The organism is Streptomyces sp. NPDC048257, assembly GCF_043201855.1.
GTDB lineage: Bacteria > Actinomycetota > Actinomycetes > Streptomycetales > Streptomycetaceae > Streptomyces.
Genome location: NZ_JBICZI010000007.1, coordinates 73,044 through 92,926 on the forward strand (window position 1 = coordinate 73,044; position 19,883 = coordinate 92,926).

The window sequence follows — 19,883 nt, forward strand, 5'->3', positions numbered from 1 at the left end:
CGCACCCTAACGGGGGGCGCGCCCGATCAGGCGGGTGTCACCAAGCGGGTCTCGTACGCGTACACCGCCGCCTGGGTCCGGTCCCGCAGACCCAGCTTCACCAGGATCCGGCTCACATGGGTCTTGATGGTGGACTCCGCGACGACCAGCCGGTCGGCTATCTCCGCATTGGACAGCCCCTGCGCGATCAGCACCAGCACCTCCGTCTCCCGCTCCGTCAGTTCCCCCACGCCCGCCGGGTCCGCGAACTTGCGGCCCTCGGAGATCTTCGAGAACTCCACGATCAGCCGCTTGGTCACCGAGGGCGCCAGCAGGGCCTCCCCGGCGGCCACCACCCTTACCCCGTCCGCCAGCTGACGGGCCGACGCGTCCTTGAGCAGGAACCCGGAGGCCCCGGCCCGCAGCGCCTGGTACACGTACTCGTCGAGGTCGAAGGTCGTCAGGACCAGCACCTTCGCGTCCGTGTCGGCGGCCACGATCTCCCGCGTGGCCTCCAGTCCGTTCATCAGCGGCATCCGGATGTCCATCAGGACCACGTCCGGCCGCAGCGCCGCCACCTGCGCGATGGCCTCCCGGCCGTCGACCGCCTCGCCGACCACCTCGATGCCGTCCATCGCGTTCAGCAGGACGGAGAACCCCTCGCGCACCATCATCTGGTCGTCGACGATCAGCACCCTGATCGTCATGCCGTCCCCTCCTGCGGCTCCGGCACCGGCTCCGCACGGTGGGGCACGGGTATGAACACCGCGACCTCGTACCCGCCGTCCGCCGTCCGGCCGGCCGTCATCTCCCCCTCCAGCATGGCCACCCGCTCCCGCATCCCCGTGATCCCGTGCCCGGCCCCCGGCGAGGGCCGCACATCCCCGGTCGCCGCGTCATTGACGATCCGTATCCCGATCCCGCCCAGTACGTACGAGACCTCCACCCCGGCCGCCGCTCCCGGCGCATGCCGCAGCGTGTTGCTCAGGGCCTCCTGGATGATCCGGTACGCCGACAGCTCCACGCCCTGCGGCAGCTCCCGCACCGCGCCCGTGATCGTCTTCTCCACGCTCAGCCCGGCCTCCCGCACATTGGCCAGCAGCCCGTCCAGCGAGGCCAGCGTCGGCTGCGGGGCGTCCGGGGCCTCGTAGTCCGCGGAGCGCACCACCCCCAGCACCCGCCGCAGCTCCGTCAGGGCCGCCACCGCGTTCTCCCGTATGGTGACGAAGGCCGCCTCCAGCTCCGGCGGCGGATTCTTCACCCGGTACGGTGCGGCCTCCGCCTGGATCGCCACCACCGACATGTGGTGGGCCACCACATCGTGCAACTCCCGCGCGATCGTGGTCCGCTCCTCCAGCAGCGTCCGCTTGTCCCGCTCGACGGCCGTGACCTCCTGCTGCGCGCTCACCTCCGCCCTGGCATCGCGGCGCAGCCGGATACTGCCGGCGATCACCAGAGCGAAGGCCGAGGTCACCGCCATCTCGGGCAGGTTCGACCCCCAGCGGTTGCCGAACACCACGGTGAGCGCGAAACCCAGCGCGAAGGTGAGCGTCCACATCCAGGCCGCGACCCGGGGCCGGGTCCGCAGGGTGACGAGGACCATGACCGCGATGTAGGAGACGAAGCTGCCCGGGGGCCAGGGCCAGTCGGCCGCGCCGCCGAGAGCGGCCAGCACCACCGACATCGCGACGGCCGCCCACCACGCGGCGACCGGCCGCACGAGCGTCATGAGCACCGGGGTCGCGGCTATCAGCCCCGTGGCGAGCTGGGCCGCATCCCCCAGGTACCCCGGGTGCGTGTTGACCGTGAACAGCATGACGAGGAAGGCCACAGCCGCCACCGCCGCGTACTGCCGCCACGGCGCGTACCGGCGCAGCACCCCGGGAAGCCACCGCACGAAGCGCCCGGGGCTCTCCACCAGCGGCAGCGGCCGGTAGGCGAAGGCATCGGTGACGAGGTCCTGGCGCAGGGTCGCGATCACCTCCGATGCCAGTCGGAATTCAGGCGTCCGGGCTGTCCGCCCGGTGGTCGTCTCGGTCATACACACAACCGTAGGTCCGTACCGCCCTCGTCCGCGTCGCCGCTGTAGGGGATTTCCCGGGGTCCCCCTCAAGTACTACGCGGGTCCGTTCAGTAGCCCGTCGGACGGATCAGACCCGTCTCGTACGCGAACACCGCCGCCTGCGTACGGTCCCGCAGACCCAGCTTCACCAGGATCCGGCTCACGTGCGTCTTCACCGTCTGCTCGGCCAGGACCAGGTGCTCCGAGATCTCGGCGTTCGACAGGCCCTGGGCGATCAGCGACAGCACCTCGGTCTCCCGCTCGGTCAGCGCCTCGATCCGGGCCCGCGACGGCGCCCGCGGCGCCCCCAGCCGGGAGAACTCCGTGATCAGCCGCTTGGTGATGTTCGGCGAGAGCAGCGCCTCGCCGGCCGCCACCACCCGCACCGCCTCGGCGAGCTGGTCGGCCGACGCGTCCTTGAGCAGGAACCCGGAGGCCCCGGCCCGCAGCGCCTCGTACACGTACTCGTCGAGGTCGAAGGTCGTCAGGACCAGCACCTTCACGGCGGCGTCCGGAACGCCGGTGATGACGGACGTGGCCTCGATCCCGCCCATCCCCGGCATCCGGATGTCCATCAGCACCACGTCCGGGGCCAGCTCGGCGACCTTCGCCACCGCGTCGGCCCCGTCCACCGCCTGCCCCACGACCTCTATGTCGGGCTGCGCGTTGAGAAGCACGGTGAAGCCCTGGCGGACCATCATCTGGTCGTCGGCGATCATCACCTTGATCGGGGTGCTCATGAGGCCCTCTTCGTCTTGGGTTCGGGAACCGTGGGCCGGTCCTGCGGATCCATCGGGAGTACGGCGCTCACCTCGTACCCCCCGTCGGGGCGCGGGCCGGCGGCCAGTTCGCCCCCCAGCATGCCTGCCCGTTCCCGCATCCCCAGCAGCCCGTGCCCCGCTCCGGGCGAGGGCGGGGCCGACCGGGTCGGCGCGGTGTTCGCAATGCACAGGTGCAGATCGCGCGGCCCGTACGCGATGCCCACCTCCACCCGTGAACCGGGCGCATGGCGCAGGCAGTTGCTGAGAGCCTCCTGCACGATCCGGTACGCGGTGAGCTCAACGCCCGGGGTCAGCGGCCGCCGTATCCCCGCGGTCTCGGTCGTGACGTCCAGCCCGGCGCCCCGCACGTTGTCCACGAGGCCGTCCAGCTCGGCGAGGGTGGGCTGCGGATGCTGCAGGTTCGCGGGATCGTCGGGCTGCTCGGACCGCAGCACGCCCAGGACCCGCCGCAGCTCCGTCAGCGCCTCCAGTGCGTTCCCCCGGATGCCCGCCAGGTTCTCCTTGAGCTCCTCCGACGGGTTCTCCACGAGGTGCGGGGCGACCTGCGCCTGGATGGAGATCACCGACATGTGGTGGGCGACGACGTCGTGCAGTTCGCGGGCGATCCGGCTGCGCTCCTCCAGCAGGGTGCGCCGGGCCCGCTCCTCCGCGGTGAGGGTCTCCTGCTCGACGAGCTTGCCGCGGGCGAGGCGGGTGGCCCGCAGCGCGTACCCCAGGACCCCCACGAACCCGAGGAGGAGGGCCACTCCAGCGATGGTCGTCCCGCTCTGTGGCGGCCTGAGGGCGAGCTCGGCCAGTCCGATGAGGGCGAGCGTGATGCCGATGACCGAGGCGGTCACCCGGGGCGGCACCCGCAGGGCGACCATCAGGATCACGGGCGCGAGGGTGACCGACCCGGCGGGCGTCAGGGGCCAGGACTGCCCGTGGCCGACGTGGTCGTGGATGGCCCAGGCGATCAGGGTCGCGGTGACGAGACCGAGCCACCAGGCGGCGATCGGCCGGAACATGCTGAGCACGACGGACCCGGAGGTCAGCAGTGACAACCCCAGCACGGCCGAACCGAACACCCCGTAGTGGTCGTTCAGCTGCATCCCCGTGAGGACACCACAGGGAATGGCCACGTAGCTGAGGACCACATGCGGCAGCCAGGCCAGCCAGCGCGGCCGCGACATCTTAGGGAGCGGGTCCCGCTTCAGGGTGAACAGCTCCCGCGCCAGGCCGCGCGGCAGGCGGGTGGTGCGGTCTTCGGCGGCGGGTGGTTTGGTCTGCTGGTGCACGCCGTCCAGGCTAAGCGGGGCCCTAGACATGGCTGATCTCCTTGGCGGGGTCCGTGCTGGGGCGGGGGACGGCGACGGCAGGAGTACGGCGGCGCGGCTTCGGACGCCGGGCGCTCTGCTCGTGCGTACGGAACGCGGCCCAGCAGACCGTCAGCGCGGCGGCGAACACCGGCAGCCACAACAGCCGTGCTTCTATCCAGCCCATCGAGTCGGGCACGGTGTGCAGCCCGGGCAGGTCGGCCGAGACCAGCAGCCCGAGGGCGGTGACGGCCATCATGGCGGTCTGGTGCCACAGGAAGACGGTCATGGCGGAGAGATTCACCAGGGCCACCTTCGCCCAGGCCGCCGGCCGTCGCATGGCCCGGGCCAGCGGCTCGCGCACCAGCAGGGCCAGAGCGCACTGGGCCAGCCCGAAGGCGGCCGCGGCCAGCGTCGGCGGGTTCAGGTTCGATATCGAGGCGCCGGGGACACCCACCATGGAGGCCGGGTATCCGCCCCACAGGACCAGCGCGGCGGTGGCCACGACGCCCGCGCCGAGCAGGAGCAGCGCGGGCCGGCGCCGGGCGAAGGCCCCGCGGGACCAGGCGGCGCCCAGCGTGAAGGGGACGAGCCAGCCGGCGGCCACATTGACCCATCCGATCCACTCGGGCCCGGCCAGCCCGAACCGCCACACGTCGACGGCCGCCACCACGGCCAGCGGCCACAGCGGGCTGAGCCGGGCCACGAGCGGGGTCGCGGCGGTGAGCATGGCGAACACCAGCAGGAACCACAGCGGCGACAGCACCAGCTTGACCAGCGACCGGACGGTGTCGAACTCGGCCCCGCCGATGAGCATCCCGCCCGCGACGACCGCCCAGAGGACGAGCACCGCGGCGACCGGACGGAAGAGCCGCCCCAGCCGCTGCCCGACCCAGGCGCCGTAGGAGACCCCCCGCTCGCGCGCCGACCCGTACCCACGGGCGGCGACGTGGCCGCCGACCAGGAAGAAGACGGACAGCGTCTGGAAGATCCAGGACACCGGGGCCAGCCACGGCATGTGCTGCAACGGGCTGGTGGTGGCCAGGCCGCCGTCGCGGGCGGTCAGGGCGGTGACGAGCCAGTGGCCGAGGACCACACCGAGGATCGCGAAGGCCCGCAGTGCGTCCACGGTCCGGTCGCGGCCGGCCGGGGTGGCCGCGTCGATGCCCGCCGCCAGGGCGGACCAGCGGGCGCGCACCTTACGCATGGGTGGCCTCCGGGTCAGGAGAAGAGCTGCCGAGGACGACGGCGGCCAGGCTGTCGAGGGACGCGGTGCCCGGCTTGAGGTAGTCGCTGTGCCCGACGGAGCCGGCATCGAAGGCCCGCGCCCCGAAGGCGGGGTCGACCGGGTCGGTGCCGAAGCCGATTCCGCCGATCCGGACGTGCGGCACCTTGCCTATCCAGTCGACGCTGCCGCGCCCGGCCCAGACCCGGGCGCCGGTCGGCAGCTCCCTGGCGGATCCGGCCCCCGTGCCCGGGCTGCCGAACAGCACCATGTCGCTGACCGCGGGCCCCGTCCCGGTCCGGGCGCAGACCACGGAACCGTAGGAGTGGCACAGGAGGGAGAGTCGGGCGCCGGGCGCCGCCAGGTCGCCCAACCGGTCCAGGAAGGGGGCCAGTTCGGCAGCGGCCTCGTCGGCCCGGCCGGCGCTCAGGACGGTGGTGCTCACCGTGCCGGGGGTGTCGTACCCGAGCCAGGCGACCACGGCCGAGCGCGGATGCTCGGCCTGCAGGCGCTGCTGGAGGGAGACGGCCCCGGCACGGAACCTCTCGTAGGTGTCGAGCGTGGTGTCGGACCCGGGCACCAGGACGGCGATCCGGTCGGCGCTCTCCAGATCGCCGAACACCTCGACGGCCCGGCCCCTGCCGCGGCCGTCGAAGGTGAGGAACTGCGCCGATCCTGCCGCCCCCATCGCGCGCAGCCTGGCCGCCCGCCCGGGACGATCGGCGTCCTCGGCCGTGCGGACCGCCTCCGCGAGATTGGCGCTGTTGGCGGCGTACCGGCTGCGGGCCGGGGTGTCCTCGGCGAACGTGGCGGGCGCGGGGGCCGGGACGTTCGCGGAGGCCGCGGCGGATATGGGGACCGCCACGGCCGCGGCGACCAGAGCGGCCAGCAGGGTGCGGCGCAGCCGGCCACCGCCGGACCCCGACCTCCCCGTGGCCAGCGCCGTGTCCGCCCCGTCGGCCCTTCCCGCCGGCCCGATCTCCGTCCCGATCGCCGGGCCGATCTCCGTCCCGATCGCCGTCCCCGACCCCGCCGTCCCCGTTGCCATGGTCTCTTCCCTCGGTTTCCCGGAAGAGCCATCAGTGCCCTTCTCCACCACCGAAGTTAGAAATCCGAGCCCGTGGTCGGCGTCACGCCATGGAGCCGTGTTCGCACGTAGCTCTCAGGTATGACGGGGGAGACCTGAGAGGCACGGCCCGGTGAATGGACGCTTGTGGCCCAGGCCCGTTCCGATCAGCCGAGGCCCCTTCCACCGCCGCCGGGCAGAGGGCAGGGCAGCCGTCGACGGCCACCTCCTGAACGTGTGCGCACCGGGCCACCCGACGAGCGGGTACAAGGCGTACCGCTGCAACAAGATCGTCGATGGCTCCGTAAACCTTCACCGACACCGGCAGCGGTTTCAACGCCCCGGTCAAGGTCCGGCACAACGACGACGCGACCACCGGATCCTGGAACTGGTACCGCAGCGACCTGGCCTGAGCCCGACCGCCCAGGACCCGCAGCCCGGGTGCTCAGTCGGCCGCCAGGGGCTCGACGTAGCCCGCCCGCCAGCGGGGAGCCGGGTCCTGGCCGGGGCTGGTCCAGTACTCCCGCGCCCCCACGATCTCCCCGTCCCGCACGGTCCACAGGGAGACGGCCCGGTAGACGACGTGGTCCTGAGGTATCTCCACCTCGGTGACGACGAGGTTCCCGTCGGCCAGGATCCGCAGCAGTTCCACGGATCTCTCGTCCGCGTAGCCGTCGTCGCTGTTCACGGCTACGAAGTTGGCCCGCCCCACGATGCGCTCACCGCTCACCGGCCATTCGATGACCGCGTCCTCGGCGATGAGCCCGGCCACGCCGTCCCAGTCGCGTGCCTCGATCCGCTCCCACAGTTGTGCCACTACCTTCAACGGCTCCATGTGCCGCAGTGTCCGACAGCCCCGTTATACGTAACAAGCTTTGCCTACAGGCTTATTGACTTCGACACAATCGCCCGCCGAGGCCGTTCAGAACACGGGCAGGGCGCCGAGTGTCGTGCCGTCCATGAGGAACACGCGGTTCCCGTCGCCCTCGATCCAGTAGCGGTCGGGGTTCTTGATGACACGGAACACCCACGGCGGCCGGCCTTCGGAGGAGAGGTCGATGACGTTGATCCCCCCTTCGGTCTTGTTGACCGTGACCGACCAGAACCCGCTTCCCTGGACGACCAGCGGGCTGGGCGGATCGCAGTCGAAGAGCATTTCGTACGCCCAGTCCGTCCCCCTTCCGTCCTGGAGACCCAAACGGCGCGGGGACTGGAGCATGGAGGCGTACACATGCGTGCCGTGGATGGTCGGAGGGCCCCAGAAGACCGGGGCGCCGCTCGTCGGAACGAGGTTCTGGGCGGCCCACAGTTCGTTTCCGGCGACGACGTCGAGAGCGGAGAGGCGCTTGCCGGTCACGACGAGGGTGCGCCCCGACAGGGCGACCTTGGCCCGGCCGCCCTCGGACCGGTCGCGCTGCTCCCACACCGTGCGGCCGTCGGCCGCGTCGACGGCGACGACGTGCCCGTCCGCCGTGGTGACGACCAGCCGGCCCTGCGCCGCCAGGCCGCGCGACGCGGCCTTCGTGCCGAGGTCCGCCCCGACCTTCACGGTCCACCGGATCCTGCCATCGGAGCGCCCGATGCTGCGCACCCGGCCGTCCTTGGTGATCACGTACACCGCATCGTCGTCCGCCGCGAGGAGGGACGCGGCGTCCGCAGCCGAGGTCCACTTGGGTTCGCCCGTCGACGCGACGAAGGTCACGAGGGTGCCGTTGCGGTCGGTGGCCGCGACCAGCTCGTCGGAGAGCGACAGGTACCGGTTCACCGCCACGGCCTCCGGCGCCGACCACCGCAGGGCGCCGTCGACGACGCTGTGCGCGGCGATGCCGCCCTTCGCGCCCCCGACGATGACGACGTCCCGTACGGGCAGGGGCGCGGGCGAGTCCTCGCCGGCCGCCGAGGCGATGCTCCACAGCGGTTCGGGGGTCTCGCCGAGGACGTAGTCACCCTTCCCCGGCTCCAGGATGCGGGCCTTCGGGGTCTGCACGGCCGCCGGGATGTGGAAGGGGTCGCGGCGGATGCGGTCCCCCCGCCAGTTCCACCACGCGGCGGTGCCCCCGCCGACGGCGACCAGGGCCCCGCCCGCCGCCATGCCGGTCAGCAGGCGCCGCCGGGAGACCGACGCCGGCGCGCCCGCGCCGGGCACCCCGCCCGAAACCATGGTCGTGAGCCGGTGGAGGCTGTGCTCCCGGGTCGTGATGTCCTGGGCGAGCGGGCCCGCCCGCCACAGCCGTTCGGCGTCCCGGGGAGGCGCGAAGAACTCGGCGATCTGCCCGGGCAGCGGCCGTGCCGCCGGATCCTTGGCCAGGCACGGCCCGATCAGCGGCCGGAGCGCGGGCGGCACGCGGTCCAGCCGCGGCTCGCCGTGGACGACCTCGTACTGCACGGCGGCGACGTGCGCGCCCTCGTACGCGGGCTGCCCGCTCGCCGCGTACACCAGGACGGCACCCAGGGAGAAGACGTCGGCGGCCGGACCGACGCGCCGGCCGAGGGCCTGCTCGGGCGCGCCGTACCCGGGGGTGACCGGGACCTGACCGGTGGTGGTGAGCGTGAGGCCGTGTTCCGGACGGGCGATGCCGAAGTCGATGACGCGGGGGCCCGTCGCGGTGAGCACGATGTTGGCGGGCTTCAGGTCCCGGTGGACGAGGCCGGCGGCGTGGATGTCCCGGAGCGCGTGCGCCAGCGTCGCCGCCAGGGCCCGTACCGTCGGCTCGTCGAGCGGGCCGTGGGCGCGGACGGCATCGTCGAGCGTCGGCCCGGTGAGGAACTCGGTGGCGATCCAGGGGCGTCCGCCCTCGGTCCGGGAGTCCAGTACGCGGGCCACGGCCCCGCCGGTGACGGCACGGGCCATCTGGGCCTCACGGACGAACCGCTGCGCGAGGTTCTGGTCGTGCGCGAGGTGCGGGTGCAGCACCTTCACGGCGGCCGCCTGCCCCGCGCCGTCCTGGCCGACGTAGACCTTGCCCATGCCCCCTTCGCCCAGCACGGCGAGGACGCGGTACGGACCGAGTCGGATCGGGTCTCCGGTTTCCAGGGGCTTCATGGCCAGTGACGACGCTTTCTGCGAGTTCGGTTCTCAGTCGGGCTCAGGCGGGATCAGGCGAGTTCGGGCGGCTCAGGCGGGCTCAGGCGGGTGCGGTCGGGTGCAGGCAGGCTCAGACGGTCCGGTCGGGTTCAGTCGAGGGGGTACGCGGCGGTGTACTCCTCGCCCAGGGCGATGAGCCGCCGGGCGGATTCATGGGCGAAGTACCTCGCCCCGGCCGCCTTGAAGGTGCGGGACACGGCGCCGGTACGGATGTCCGCGGCCACCAGCCGCCCGGACGCAGCGGCCTTGCCGTAGACGTGGCCGACGCCGACCACGGGCGGGGTGTCGAGCTCCGCGGCCGTGGCCGCACGCCCCTTCTCCGCCCACCGCAGGGCGCCGGTCCCGGCGTCGACCGCGACGAGGCCGCCGCCCTCCTGCACCGCGTAGACCACCCCGTCCTTGACGGCCGGCGGGCTGTACTGCGCTCCCGGAGTCCCCTTGCCGAAGCGCCAGGCTTCCTTGCCGTCGGCCAGGGAGAGCGCGAGGAGTTCGCCCGCCGACGGGTACACGTGCCGGCCGTCGACGGCCAGATGGGCCCGGCCGAAGGCGTGCTGCCTGCCGTCGAGCGGCCGTTCCCACAGCGCCTTTCCGGTCCGCGCGTTGCGTACGACGAGGCGCGGTTCTCCCTCCGCGGACTGCTGGACGAGCACCAGGTAATCACCCACGGCCCGGGCGGACAGGAAGTGCAGCCGCTCGGATCCGTCCGGCCGGGCGGGGAGCGGTACCTCCCAGAGCTTCTTGCCGGAGCGGACGTCGAGGCCCAGCAGGAACCACGCCTGCTCCTTGTGGAAGCCGTCCCGGTTGTGCGGCCCCCGGCCTCCCGTCAGGTAGACGGCATCGGCCGTGGAGCAGAGCAGCTGGGTTCCGTAGAGGATCGCTCTCAGGTCCCCCAGCGTGGCGAAGGGGGCGTTGAGCTTCCCGCCGGCCGGATCGACCACCGAAACGGTGAGCGGATCGCTCTCCTCGAGGGTGTGGTCGGCGGCATGGATCTGCTTGCCGTCGGTGGCCATGCGGCGCATGAAGTAGGCGCCGGAGTCCGACCACTTCGGCTTTCCGGTGGCGGGGTCCAGGCCCTGGACGCCGTACTCCCCTACGAGGAGCAGTCCGTCCAGGACCAGCGGCGCGGGCGGAAGGCGGGGGTCCGCGTAGCTGGTCTTCACCTGCCAGAGCAGGTCCCACTTGGGATCCTGCGAGGCGGCCGGCGGCTTGGGGTCGGGGGCACCGTCCGGGCGCCCCAGCCAGGCCCAGGCCCCGGCACCGGCCGCTGCCACTCCCAGTACGGAACCTCCCCCGAACGCGAGGAGCCTGCGGCGGGACAGCGGGGTAGGACGGGACAGGGGAGTGCCCGGAGCGGTTTCGGCGAGGGCGTCCTGCGGCGGCGGGGCCGGGAGGCGATGGGGCTGCGCGCGCCAGACGCCCCCGGCGCGACGGACGATGTCGGTGAGCAGCAGTTCGGGGAGGTGGTCCGCGAAGTCCGCGAAGTGCCCGTGCCCGCCCTGGAGCCGGTCGCGGAGGGCTGCGGTGCCGGGACGCTCCGCCGGGTTCTTGCTGAAGCAGCCGGCCAGCACCGGGAGCAGGTCCGCGGGGACACCCGTGAGGTCGGGGTCGGCGTAGCGGACGCGGTAGAGGAGGTCGGCGGGGGCTCCCGTGCCGAAGGGGCCGTGGCCGGTGGCGGCGTACGTGAGGACGCCCGCGAGGGCGAAGACGTCCCCCGCCGGGGTGTGCTCCTGGCCGGTGGCCTGCTCGGGGGACATGAAGGCGGGCGTGCCCGCGGCGGCACCGGTACGGGTGAGGCGGTCGTCGCCGAGGGCCCGCGCGATGCCGAAGTCGATGACCTTGGGCCCGTCCGCCGTGAGCACGATGTTGGAGGGCTTCAGGTCGCGGTGGACGACGTCCGAGGCGTGCAGCTGGGCCAGCGCGGCGCACAGCAGGGTTCCCAGCGCGCGCACCGCGGGCTCCGGGAGCGGTCCCGCAAGGGCGACGGCGTCGTCGAGGGGCGGGCCGATCACGTACTCGGTGGCCAGCCAGGGGATTTCGGCGAGCGGGTCGGCGTCGAAGACCCGGGCGCCGTGCACGGGGCCGATGACGCGGGCGGCGTCCACCTCGAGGCGGAAGCGGGTACGGAAGGCGGGGTCACCGGCGATGCGGGTGTGCACCGTCTTCAGCGCCGCCGTGCGGCCGGCGGCCGAGCGGGCGAGGTAGACGGTGCCCATGCCGCCGCTGCCCAGGCGGGCGATGAGGCGGTAGGTGCCGAGCCGGTGCGGGTCGTCGTGGGTGAGGGGGGAGAACATCAGCCGTCTCGGTCCGGGGCAGCGGGGGGCGGGAGTTCGGCGGCGAGGACGTGCGCCGACTGGCGGGCGAGTGCCGTGACCACGCGGGCCGGCAGGGGGATCGCGGCGGCCGCGTCCAGCGAGGTGGCCCGATGCGTCGCCGTACGGGCGGCGGGCTGCGCCGGGACGAGCTGGGCGAGCGCCTGGTGCGCCTGCGGACGCCGCGCCGGCTCGCGGGAGAGGCACGCCGTCACGAATTCACGCAGCGAGGGCGGCAGTTCGTTGCGTTCGGGAACGGTGTGGCCGGTGCTCGCGTAGGCGAGTACCGCCCCCAGGGCGTACAGGTCGCCCGCCGGGCCCGGCCGTTCGCCGGCCGCCTGCTCCGGGGCCAGGCTGCCGGACTCCAGACCGGGCAGGCCGCTGCGCTGCTCGCCGTCGGGTGCCGCGGCCCGCACGGCCCCGAAGCAGCTCAGGCGCGGCCCTTCGGCGGTGAGCAGTACGGCGGCGGGGGACAGGCCCGCGTGCGTCACGCCTCGGGCGTGGGCGGTGGCCAACGCCTGGGCGAGGGCGGCGCCCAGATCCCGTACGACCGGCTCGGGCAGCGGACCGCCGTGAGCCCGCAGGGCGGCGGGGAGGGGGAGGGCGGGGACGTACGCGCTCGCGCACCAGGGGAGGCCGTCCGCGGTGTGGCCGACCTCCGCGACCGGCAGGAACCCCGGGACGCAGAGCGCGCGGGCGCCCTCCGCCTCGACTGCCCAGCGGGCCGGATCGGCGCCGGGGCGCGGGACGCAGACGAGGAGCGTGTGGTCTCCGTCGGCGGCGCGGGCGAGGAACCGGCGTACGGGGGGCGCCGGTTCGGATTCTGCGTCGAGGCGGCCCAGGGTGACGTAGGGCCCGGTTCGGGGAGGGTCGTCATGACGCAGTCGTTCCATGTGCGAACCTCCCCCAGGTCTGTAGTGGCCAGGGTGAGCTTACTCAAGTGCCGGTTCGGGACCGGTTCGGGGCTCAGGAAGCGCCCGGGTCACCCGCGTCCGGAGGCGCGGACAGCATCTCCATGGCCGAGGCCAGCCGTTCCAGGGCGCGGACCGTCTCCGCGAAGGCCACATCGCCCAGTTCCGCCGCGAGGCGGGCCGCCAGGGCCGCGTGGCCCGGGCCGATCCGGTCCACCGCCTCGAGCCCCTCCTCGGTGGGCCGCAGCAGCTTCGCCCGGCGGTGGGCGGGGTTCGGGGCGTATTCGGCCAGGCCCTTGGCCACCAGCAGGTCGGCGATGCGCTGGACGCTCTGCCGGGTGATGCCCATGCTCCGGGCGATGCCCGCGACGGACAGCGGCTCCCGCAGCACCGCGCCCAGTACCTGCCACCAGGCTGCGGTCAGCCCGGCCGGCTTGGCCAGCTCCTCCGAGATGGCGAGGAACTGGCCGTTCAGCCGGAACACCCCGAGCGCGGTACGGCTCAGCAGGTCCTGCTGGGTGCGGCCGCCGCCGCCGAGCGACAGCGGCTCGTGCACCGGCGCCGGCCCTGGCTCCTGCACCGGCAGCGCTTCCTGCGTCACCTCACGCATCGCCCGCCGCCGATGCCGCCATGAGGACCGGGTACGCGTCCGGGTCCGAGTCGTGGAAGAGCCCGTACCAGGCGTCCAGGACGTCCGGCTTGTAGACGTCCAGGCGGGCGAAGACCTCACGGGCGAAAGCCACCGGCTCCGTCGGCCCCGCCGTGATCAGGTCGCCGTCGGTCACCGCGTCGGCCTCGACGTAGCCGTCGGCGCCCCCGTAGCCCGGCTGCTCGGCCAGGTAGAAGGAGGCGCCGCTGGTGTGGGTCCGGCCGTCCAGCAGGCCTTCGCGGGCGAGTCCGGCGGTGGCTCCGCAGATCGCCGCGACCGGCACCCCGGCGGCCAGGAACTCCCTCGCCTTCGCCGCGAAGGGCGCCAGGTCCTCGCTCGTGTCCCACAGGGACGCGCCCGTGAGGATCAGCAGCGAGGAGTCCTCCGGCCGGAGGCCGGCCAGGGCCAGATCGGGCTGGATGCGTACGCCGCCCATGGTGGTCACCGGCTGCGCGGCGCTGAGGCCGACCGTGCGCACGACGTGACCGCGCTGCGTGAGGTGCGCGGTGGTGTGGCCGGTCTCCCAGTCCGCGTACGTGTCGTAGACCGCGAGGTGGACGGGCTTGCGCGGGGTCTCGCTCATGGTGCTTCGCCTCCAGCGTGGACTGCTGCTCTATGACAATAGACTGTCATAACGACAGGATGCTGTCAATCTCGCGAGGGGTCTGGGGCCCCCGCGCAGACAGACTGCCGAGAGCGGCCCCCCACCCCCATACAGTCCGCCGATATCCCGCCCGACCTGCGCACTTCTAGCGTGACGCCATGACCCCTCATGTCACCCCGCACATCCTTGCCGCCGTGAAGGACGCAGATCGGAAGCACGTCTTCCACTCCTGGTCCGCCCAGGCCCTGATCGACCCCCTCGCCGTCGCCGGGGCCGAGGGGTCGTACTTCTGGGACTACGAAGGCAGGCGTTTCCTCGACTTCTCCTCCCAGTTGGTCAACACCAACATCGGCCACCAGCACCCCAAGGTCGTCGCTGCGATCCAGGAGCAGGCCGCCCGGCTCTGCACCCTCGCGCCCGGCTTCGCCGTCGACGTCCGCTCCGAGGCCGCACGCCTCATCGCCGAGCGGACCCCGGGCGACCTGAACAAGATCTTCTTCACCAACGGCGGCGCCGAGGCCGTCGAGAACGCCGTCCGCATGGCCCGTCTGCACACGGGCCGCGCCAAGGTGCTCTCCACCTACCGCTCGTACCACGGGGCCACCGCCGCCGCGATCAACCTGACCGGCGACCCGCGCCGCTGGCCCTCCGACACGGCCGCCGCCGGCGTCGTGCACTTCTGGGGCCCGTACCTCTACCGTTCCGCCTTCCACGCCACCACCGAGGCCGAGGAGTGCGCCCGCGCCCTCGCCCACCTCGCCGACACCATCGCCTTCGAAGGCCCGCAGACCATCGCCGCGATCATCCTGGAGAGCGTGCCCGGCACCGCCGGGATCATGACCCCGCCGGCCGGCTACCTCGCGGGCGTGCGCGAGCTCTGCGACCGCCACGGCATCGTCTTCATCCTGGACGAGGTCATGTCGGGCTTCGGCCGCACGGGCAAGTGGTTCGCCGCCGACCACTGGGGCGTCACCCCCGACCTGATCACCTTCGCCAAGGGCGTGAACAGCGGATACGTGCCGCTCGGCGGCGTGGCCATCTCGGCCGCCGTCGCCGAGACCTTCGCCACGCGTCCCTACCCGGGCGGACTGACGTACTCCGGCCACCCCCTGGCCTGCGCCGCGGCCGTCGCGACGATCACCACCATGGAGGAGGAGGGCATCGTCGAGCACGCCGCCCACCTCGGCGAGAACGTGATCGGCCCGGCGCTCGCCGAGATCGCCGAGCGCCACCCCTCGGTCGGGGAGGTCCGCGGGCTCGGCGCCTTCTGGGCCCTGGAGCTCGTACGGGACAAGCAGACGCGCGAGCCGCTCGTCCCGTACAACGCGGCCGGAGCGGACAACGCCCCGATGGCCGAATTCGCAGCGGCCTGCAAGGCGTCCGGACTGTGGCCCTTCGTCAACATGAACCGCACCCACGTGGTCCCCCCGTGCAACGTCACGGAGGCGGAGGCGAAGGAGGGCCTGGCCCTGCTGGACGAGGCGCTGACGGTCGCCGACCGCCACACCACCGCCGGTTAGCTCCGGCCCGGCGGAGGACCGGACGGGGGAATCGGGGATCGGGGCCGGTCCGGAGCCGCGTATCCGCACAGCGGGCGCGGATTCCGAAAACCGGATACCGACCGATCGGTTTCGGCCTCGCTGTCTGGCCTATGGTGTCCGAAGCTCTACGACAGGAGACGGACCCCTATGCCAGGCAGCGGCGCTGTCACCCGCAACACACTTCGCCAGCAGATCGCGGACGCGCTGCGTGACGAGGTGCTCGCGGGACGCCTGCCTCCGGGGACCGAGTTCACCGTCAAGCAGATCGCCGAGCAGTACGAGGTCTCCGCGACCCCGGTGCGCGAGGCGCTCGTGGACCTCTCGGCCCAGGGACTGCTCGAACTGGTCCAGCACCGCGGCTTCCGCGTGCGGATCTTCTCCGTCGACGACTTCCGCGGCATGATCGAGGCCCGCTCACTCGTCGTGGACGGGATATTCCGCCGCCTCGCCGAGCGCGGCACCGCCCCCGGCGCCGGCGAGCTGCTGGTGTCGGTGCGCCGCCGGGGCGAGGAGGCGCGGCGGGCCGCCCAGAGCGGTTCGCTCGAAGTGCTGATCGGCTACGACCTGCGCTTCTGGCGGGAGCTGAGCGGGCTGGTCGCCAACACCTACATCTCCGAGTTTCTGCACCGCATCCGCGTGCAGTGCTGGGTCTTCGCCGTCCCCCACCTCCAGCGCGAGCCCCAACTGCGGGCGGCGCTGTGGAACGGTCACAGCGAACTGGTGGAGGCGGTGACGCTGGCCGACGCCGACGCGGTGCGCGGCATCGTGCAGGGTTACAACGAGCATGCGCTGGCCTGGGCCGCGGGCCTCTGAGGCCCGAGGTTCTGCGCACCCCTTCGCGGAGGGTGTCCGGCGCACTACGCTGGCCCGATCGGCGGCAACGACTGATCGGAGGCCGAGTGGCCTGTGACCTGTGGCTGGTCCCCCTTGTCGACGTGCTGTGCCACAGCCCCGACAACCCCTTCGCGGAAGAGATCGCCTCGTACGACAAGGCGCTGGGTGCGGCCGGACTGCCGTCCGTGCCCGTGTTCGCGTACATGCCGGGTCTGAGCGGGGACGTCGCCCCGGTCGCCGGCTTCGACTACGACGCCCTGCATTTCCTGAGGCGGGCGTACCTGCTCCAGCTCTGCGGGCTGCCGGTGACCCCGGTGGACGAGCTGGGCGGGGACTACGAGCAGCTGCTGGAGATGTTCGAGCCCACGGCGCAGCAGTCGCACCTGGTGTGGCACTACGACCACGCCGGGGCCTACGTCCCGGTGGACTTCCCGGTTCCGCTGGCGAACGAGGAGCTGCTGGCCGGGGGCGGGCCGCTGGGGTCCGTACAGGGGCTGCTGCGGGAGCTGGTGTTCGTGGCCCCCGCCATCGGGATAGACCCGGGGAACCCGCCCGCCGCGCCGGCGCCGCCGGGGCGCCCGACGCTGCTGGAGGAGCCGGCGGGGCCGATTCCGTACGACGACAGCCCCTTCGCCCGTGAGCGGCACGTGTGGCTGGGACTGCACGCGGCCGCGACGCGCAGTCTCGGCCAGGGGTCGATGATCATCTTCAGCTGAGCCACGGCCGGTGGGCGGGGTACGGGTCCGCTGCGCGGATCTCCGGCCCCGCCCGTTGCCGGGAACGCCACGCCAACGCCCCGCCCCGCCGCAGCCCCGCCCGTTCCCCTGAACCGGCTCAGCGCGGCTGCTCCGGCGGCCGCTGCCGGGGCATGTTCGGCCGGGTGCCCGGCGGCAGCGGGAAGCGGGCCGGCGGGACGTTCACGTCCGCGCGCCCCCCGGAGGCCCCCAGCGACTGCATCACCAGCGGCGCGGGCCCGGCCCGGAACTCCACCATCCAGTCCGCCGTCTCCGAGCGCACCAGCTCGGTGATGTCCTCCGAGAAGCGGCGCAACACGGTCAGGCACCGTTCCGCGGCCTCGCTGGCCGTGCCCTCGGTGGGGCCGAGCACCTCGCGCACGTTCTCCGAGGCCCAGTCGAACTGGAGGGTCTGGAGCCGCCGCTGCACCGCCTGGGCCGTGGCCACGTCCCGCATCCACCCGGACGTGAGCCCGAAGAACCGGTCGCAGGCCAGCGCGGCGGCGCCCAGCAGCAGGGCGAGGTAGCCGTACGTGGAGGCGCCCGGGATCGAGCCCGTCAGCTCCAGCAGCGGCATCGAGGCACCCGTGACGGCGCCCACGGCCGCCCCGGCGCGCAGCACGCGCGCACCGCGCCGCTTCCAGGCCCGGTCGGACAGGTACCACTCGGCGGTGCGCAGCGCATCGGCCTCGACCCGCCGGTAGAGCTCGTCGAGCCGCTCGGCGGGCTCGCCCCAGTCCCCGAGGGGGAACGGCCGGCCGGTCAGATCGCCCGCCGCCATCGGTCCGCCGCCTTCCTCCCGGGGATCCCGGGGTGGCCCCTCGGGCTGCATCTCCGGCTGGCTCACCCGGCACTCCCTCTGCCTGCGCTGACGTGTGGTGGTGCGCGTGTGCGCAATGATGCGCATGCTCTTCCTACCTTCGAATGACGGCCGATGGGCGACGATTCCCGGGTTTTCCGCCCGCAAGGAGGTCTCCATCAGGTACGCGCACGCCCCGTCTCTCACTCGAAAGAGTTGGTCCTCACGGCGTAGGGCGCAGCGCGCGGGGAGCACGTAGGCTCGGATTGACCAAGCGTTCCGAAGGTCTCGACGTACGACGTATGGAGTGAGTGCCCTGTGATTCCCGGTGGTGGCCAGCCCAACATGCAGCAGCTGCTCCAGCAGGCCCAGAAGATGCAGCAGGATCTCGCGGCCGCGCAGGAAGAGCTTGCACAGACCGAGGTCGAGGGCCAGGCCGGCGGCGGTCTGGTGAGGGCGACCGTCACCGGCTCCGGTGAGCTGTGTGCCCTGGTGATCGACCCGAAGGCCGTGGATCCCGAGGACACGGAGACGCTCGCCGACCTGGTGGTCGCCGCGGTGCAGGCGGCCAACGAGAACGCGCAGGCGCTCCAGCAGCAGAAGCTGGGCCCGCTGGCCCAGGGCCTGGGCGGCGGCAGCGGTATCCCCGGCCTCCCGTTCTAGCCCCCTAGCCCCTACCCGACGAAAGAAGGCAGTCCGTTGTACGAAGGCGTGGTTCAGGACCTGATCGACGAACTGGGCAGGCTGCCCGGCGTCGGGCCCAAGAGCGCGCAGCGGATCGCCTTCCACATCCTGCAGGCCGAGCCCACCGACGTCCGCCGCCTCGCGCACGCGCTGCTGGAGGTCAAGGACAAGGTCCGGTTCTGCGCGGTGTGCGGGAACGTGGCGCAGGAGGAGCGGTGCGGCATCTGCCGCGATCCGCGCCGGGACACCACGGTCATCTGCGTCGTCGAGGAGCCGAAGGACGTCGTCGCGATCGAGCGGACGCGCGAGTTCCGGGGCAGGTACCACGTCCTCGGCGGCGCGATCAGCCCGATCGAGGGCGTCGGCCCGGACGACCTGCGCATCCGTGAGCTGCTGGCGCGCCTCGCGGACGGGACGGTCACCGAGCTGATCCTGGCGACCGACCCGAACCTGGAGGGCGAGGCGACCGCCACCTACCTCGCCCGCATGATCAAGCCCATGGGCCTCAAGGTCACCCGCCTGGCCAGCGGGCTCCCCGTCGGGGGAGATCTGGAGTACGCGGACGAGGTCACGCTGGGGCGGGCCTTTGAAGGAAGGCGACTTCTCGATGTCTGACGCAACGCTGCACGCCCTGGGACAGGACCCGGACGACTTCGCGGCCTCGATCGCGGACCAGATCGAGTCGTTCATCGTCGCGGTCACCGAGGTGGCCAAGGGCGAGGACCCGGACAGCGCGGTGCCCTTCCTCCTCCTGGAGGTGTCCCAGCTGCTGCTGGCGGGCGGCAGGCTGGGCGCGTACCAGGACGTGCTGCCCGACGAGCGCTACGAGCCCGACCTCGGCCCGGAGCCGGACGTGGACGAGCTGCGCGAGCGGTTCGCGTACATGCTGGAGCCGGTCGACGTGTACTCGGAGGTCTTCGACCCCTACGAGCCGCGCAAGGCCCCCGTCGCGCACCGGATCTCCGACGACCTGGCCGACGTCGTGGCGGACCTGCGGCACGGGCTGGCGCACTACCGGGCGGGCCGGACCACCGAGGCGCTGTGGTGGTGGCAGTTCTCGTACTTCACCAACTGGGGTCCGACGGCCTCGGCCACCCTGCGCGCCCTGCAGTCGCTGGTGGCCCACGTCCGGCTGGACCAGCCGCTGGAGGCCCTGGACGGCCTGGACACGGACGAGGACCTGACCGAAGACGATCTCGCGGAGCAGGCCGGCCGCGTGATGGCCGCGGAGCTCGGCGGTCTCGGCCGCGCGTGAGCGATCCGACGGCCGGGCAGGGAACTCATTCTCTGATCTTTTCGTCTCATGATGTGGTACGAGGCGGTC

The 19,883-nt window shown here is 72.8% G+C and carries 19 protein-coding genes; 6 read left to right on the plus strand and 13 right to left on the minus strand.

Annotated features, from left to right (window positions below; translation table 11 throughout):
* Positions 1-26: 26 nt before the first annotated feature.
* The 12 genes from ACGFZK_RS17150 to ACGFZK_RS17205 form a co-directional block, all read right to left on the minus strand.
* A complete protein-coding gene (locus tag ACGFZK_RS17150) occupies positions 27-686 on the minus strand; it encodes a response regulator (RefSeq protein WP_393849681.1) in 660 nt (219 codons plus the stop codon).
* Positions 683-2,020: a sensor histidine kinase gene (locus ACGFZK_RS17155; RefSeq protein ID WP_393849682.1), complete on the minus strand. Its 1,338-nt coding sequence runs from the start codon at positions 2,018-2,020 to the stop codon at positions 683-685. Before ACGFZK_RS17155 ends, ACGFZK_RS17150 begins: the two co-directional genes overlap by 4 nt.
* A gap of 89 nt (positions 2,021-2,109) precedes the next feature.
* Positions 2,110-2,781: a response regulator transcription factor gene (locus tag ACGFZK_RS17160; protein WP_327263635.1), complete on the minus strand. Its 672-nt coding sequence runs from the start codon at positions 2,779-2,781 to the stop codon at positions 2,110-2,112.
* Positions 2,778-4,130 (minus strand): histidine kinase, encoded by a 1,353-nt coding sequence (locus ACGFZK_RS17165; protein ID WP_393849683.1) that lies wholly within the window; start codon positions 4,128-4,130, stop codon positions 2,778-2,780. Before ACGFZK_RS17165 ends, ACGFZK_RS17160 begins: the two co-directional genes overlap by 4 nt.
* Positions 4,123-5,325 (minus strand): acyltransferase, encoded by a 1,203-nt coding sequence (locus ACGFZK_RS17170; RefSeq protein ID WP_393849684.1) that lies wholly within the window; start codon positions 5,323-5,325, stop codon positions 4,123-4,125. The genes ACGFZK_RS17165 and ACGFZK_RS17170 overlap by 8 nt, the downstream gene beginning before the upstream one ends.
* Positions 5,318-6,391 carry an alpha/beta hydrolase gene (locus ACGFZK_RS17175; protein ID WP_393849685.1) on the minus strand — a complete coding sequence of 358 codons (1,074 nt, stop codon included), beginning with the start codon at positions 6,389-6,391 and terminating at the stop codon, positions 5,318-5,320. Before ACGFZK_RS17175 ends, ACGFZK_RS17170 begins: the two co-directional genes overlap by 8 nt.
* Before the next feature lie 463 nt (positions 6,392-6,854).
* Positions 6,855-7,244 (minus strand): nuclear transport factor 2 family protein, encoded by a 390-nt coding sequence (locus ACGFZK_RS17180; RefSeq protein WP_393849686.1) that lies wholly within the window; start codon positions 7,242-7,244, stop codon positions 6,855-6,857.
* A gap of 87 nt (positions 7,245-7,331) precedes the next feature.
* The gene (locus tag ACGFZK_RS17185) at positions 7,332-9,452 is read right to left on the minus strand and encodes a protein kinase (protein ID WP_393849687.1); all 2,121 of its coding nucleotides are present in this window, start codon (positions 9,450-9,452) and stop codon (positions 7,332-7,334) included.
* Between the two features lie 131 nt (positions 9,453-9,583).
* Positions 9,584-11,785: a PQQ-binding-like beta-propeller repeat protein gene (locus tag ACGFZK_RS17190; RefSeq protein ID WP_393849688.1), complete on the minus strand. Its 2,202-nt coding sequence runs from the start codon at positions 11,783-11,785 to the stop codon at positions 9,584-9,586.
* Complete coding sequence (locus ACGFZK_RS17195) at positions 11,785-12,696, minus strand: serine/threonine protein kinase (protein ID WP_393849689.1); 912 nt, start codon at positions 12,694-12,696, stop codon at positions 11,785-11,787. The genes ACGFZK_RS17190 and ACGFZK_RS17195 overlap by 1 nt, the downstream gene beginning before the upstream one ends.
* Positions 12,697-12,769: 73 nt before the next feature.
* On the minus strand, positions 12,770-13,324 hold the full coding sequence (locus tag ACGFZK_RS17200; RefSeq protein WP_393849690.1) for a MarR family winged helix-turn-helix transcriptional regulator: 555 nt from the start codon (positions 13,322-13,324) through the stop codon (positions 12,770-12,772).
* Positions 13,317-13,946, minus strand: a complete 630-nt coding sequence (locus ACGFZK_RS17205) for a DJ-1/PfpI family protein (protein ID WP_393849691.1) — start codon at positions 13,944-13,946, stop codon at positions 13,317-13,319. Before ACGFZK_RS17205 ends, ACGFZK_RS17200 begins: the two co-directional genes overlap by 8 nt.
* A gap of 179 nt (positions 13,947-14,125) precedes the next feature.
* Between ACGFZK_RS17205 and ACGFZK_RS17210 the strand changes: the two genes are divergently transcribed.
* The 3 genes from ACGFZK_RS17210 (at position 14,126) to ACGFZK_RS17220 (ending at position 17,058) form a co-directional block, all read left to right on the plus strand.
* Entirely contained in the window at positions 14,126-15,487 is a 1,362-nt protein-coding gene (locus tag ACGFZK_RS17210; protein WP_393849692.1) for an aspartate aminotransferase family protein, read from the plus strand.
* A gap of 168 nt (positions 15,488-15,655) precedes the next feature.
* The gene (locus tag ACGFZK_RS17215; RefSeq protein WP_393849693.1) at positions 15,656-16,321 is read left to right on the plus strand and encodes a GntR family transcriptional regulator; all 666 of its coding nucleotides are present in this window, start codon (positions 15,656-15,658) and stop codon (positions 16,319-16,321) included.
* Positions 16,322-16,407: 86 nt separating this feature from the next.
* Positions 16,408-17,058, plus strand: coding sequence for a hypothetical protein (locus ACGFZK_RS17220; RefSeq protein ID WP_393849694.1), 651 nt, complete (start codon positions 16,408-16,410; stop codon positions 17,056-17,058).
* Between the two features lie 118 nt (positions 17,059-17,176).
* On the opposite strand, the gene ACGFZK_RS17225 is transcribed toward ACGFZK_RS17220, so the two are convergent.
* On the minus strand, positions 17,177-17,923 hold the full coding sequence (locus tag ACGFZK_RS17225; RefSeq protein ID WP_393849695.1) for an SLATT domain-containing protein: 747 nt from the start codon (positions 17,921-17,923) through the stop codon (positions 17,177-17,179).
* A 270-nt stretch (positions 17,924-18,193) separates the two neighbouring features.
* Between ACGFZK_RS17225 and ACGFZK_RS17230 the strand changes: the two genes are divergently transcribed.
* From ACGFZK_RS17230 to ACGFZK_RS17240, 3 genes are read left to right on the plus strand one after another with little or no spacing between them, the layout of a single operon-like run.
* Positions 18,194-18,538, plus strand: a complete 345-nt coding sequence (locus ACGFZK_RS17230; RefSeq protein WP_393849696.1) for a YbaB/EbfC family nucleoid-associated protein — start codon at positions 18,194-18,196, stop codon at positions 18,536-18,538.
* Between the two features lie 36 nt (positions 18,539-18,574).
* Positions 18,575-19,174 carry a recombination mediator RecR gene (recR, locus tag ACGFZK_RS17235; RefSeq protein ID WP_266576601.1) on the plus strand — a complete coding sequence of 200 codons (600 nt, stop codon included), beginning with the start codon at positions 18,575-18,577 and terminating at the stop codon, positions 19,172-19,174.
* A complete protein-coding gene (locus ACGFZK_RS17240) occupies positions 19,167-19,814 on the plus strand; it encodes a DUF5063 domain-containing protein (protein ID WP_393849697.1) in 648 nt (215 codons plus the stop codon). Before recR ends, ACGFZK_RS17240 begins: the two co-directional genes overlap by 8 nt.
* The last annotated feature ends 69 nt before the right edge of the window (positions 19,815-19,883 follow it).

Bases quoted from the DNA above. Each gene is read 5' to 3' on its own strand.
- ACGFZK_RS17150 (WP_393849681.1), bottom strand. From the start codon at position 686: ATGACGATCAGGGTGCTGATCGTCGACGACCAGATGATGGTGCGCGAG.
- ACGFZK_RS17155 (WP_393849682.1), bottom strand. From the start codon at position 2,020: ATGACCGAGACGACCACCGGGCGGACAGCCCGGACGCCTGAATTCCGA.
- ACGFZK_RS17160 (WP_327263635.1), bottom strand. From the start codon at position 2,781: ATGAGCACCCCGATCAAGGTGATGATCGCCGACGACCAGATGATGGTC.
- ACGFZK_RS17165 (WP_393849683.1), bottom strand. From the start codon at position 4,130: ATGTCTAGGGCCCCGCTTAGCCTGGACGGCGTGCACCAGCAGACCAAA.
- ACGFZK_RS17170 (WP_393849684.1), bottom strand. From the start codon at position 5,325: ATGCGTAAGGTGCGCGCCCGCTGGTCCGCCCTGGCGGCGGGCATCGAC.
- ACGFZK_RS17175 (WP_393849685.1), bottom strand. From the start codon at position 6,391: ATGGCAACGGGGACGGCGGGGTCGGGGACGGCGATCGGGACGGAGATC.
- ACGFZK_RS17180 (WP_393849686.1), bottom strand. From the start codon at position 7,244: ATGGAGCCGTTGAAGGTAGTGGCACAACTGTGGGAGCGGATCGAGGCA.
- ACGFZK_RS17185 (WP_393849687.1), bottom strand. From the start codon at position 9,452: ATGAAGCCCCTGGAAACCGGAGACCCGATCCGACTCGGTCCGTACCGC.
- ACGFZK_RS17190 (WP_393849688.1), bottom strand. From the start codon at position 11,785: ATGTTCTCCCCCCTCACCCACGACGACCCGCACCGGCTCGGCACCTAC.
- ACGFZK_RS17195 (WP_393849689.1), bottom strand. From the start codon at position 12,696: ATGGAACGACTGCGTCATGACGACCCTCCCCGAACCGGGCCCTACGTC.
- ACGFZK_RS17200 (WP_393849690.1), bottom strand. From the start codon at position 13,324: ATGCGTGAGGTGACGCAGGAAGCGCTGCCGGTGCAGGAGCCAGGGCCG.
- ACGFZK_RS17205 (WP_393849691.1), bottom strand. From the start codon at position 13,946: ATGAGCGAGACCCCGCGCAAGCCCGTCCACCTCGCGGTCTACGACACG.
- ACGFZK_RS17210 (WP_393849692.1), top strand. From the start codon at position 14,126: ATGACCCCTCATGTCACCCCGCACATCCTTGCCGCCGTGAAGGACGCA.
- ACGFZK_RS17215 (WP_393849693.1), top strand. From the start codon at position 15,656: ATGCCAGGCAGCGGCGCTGTCACCCGCAACACACTTCGCCAGCAGATC.
- ACGFZK_RS17240 (WP_393849697.1), top strand. From the start codon at position 19,167: ATGTCTGACGCAACGCTGCACGCCCTGGGACAGGACCCGGACGACTTC.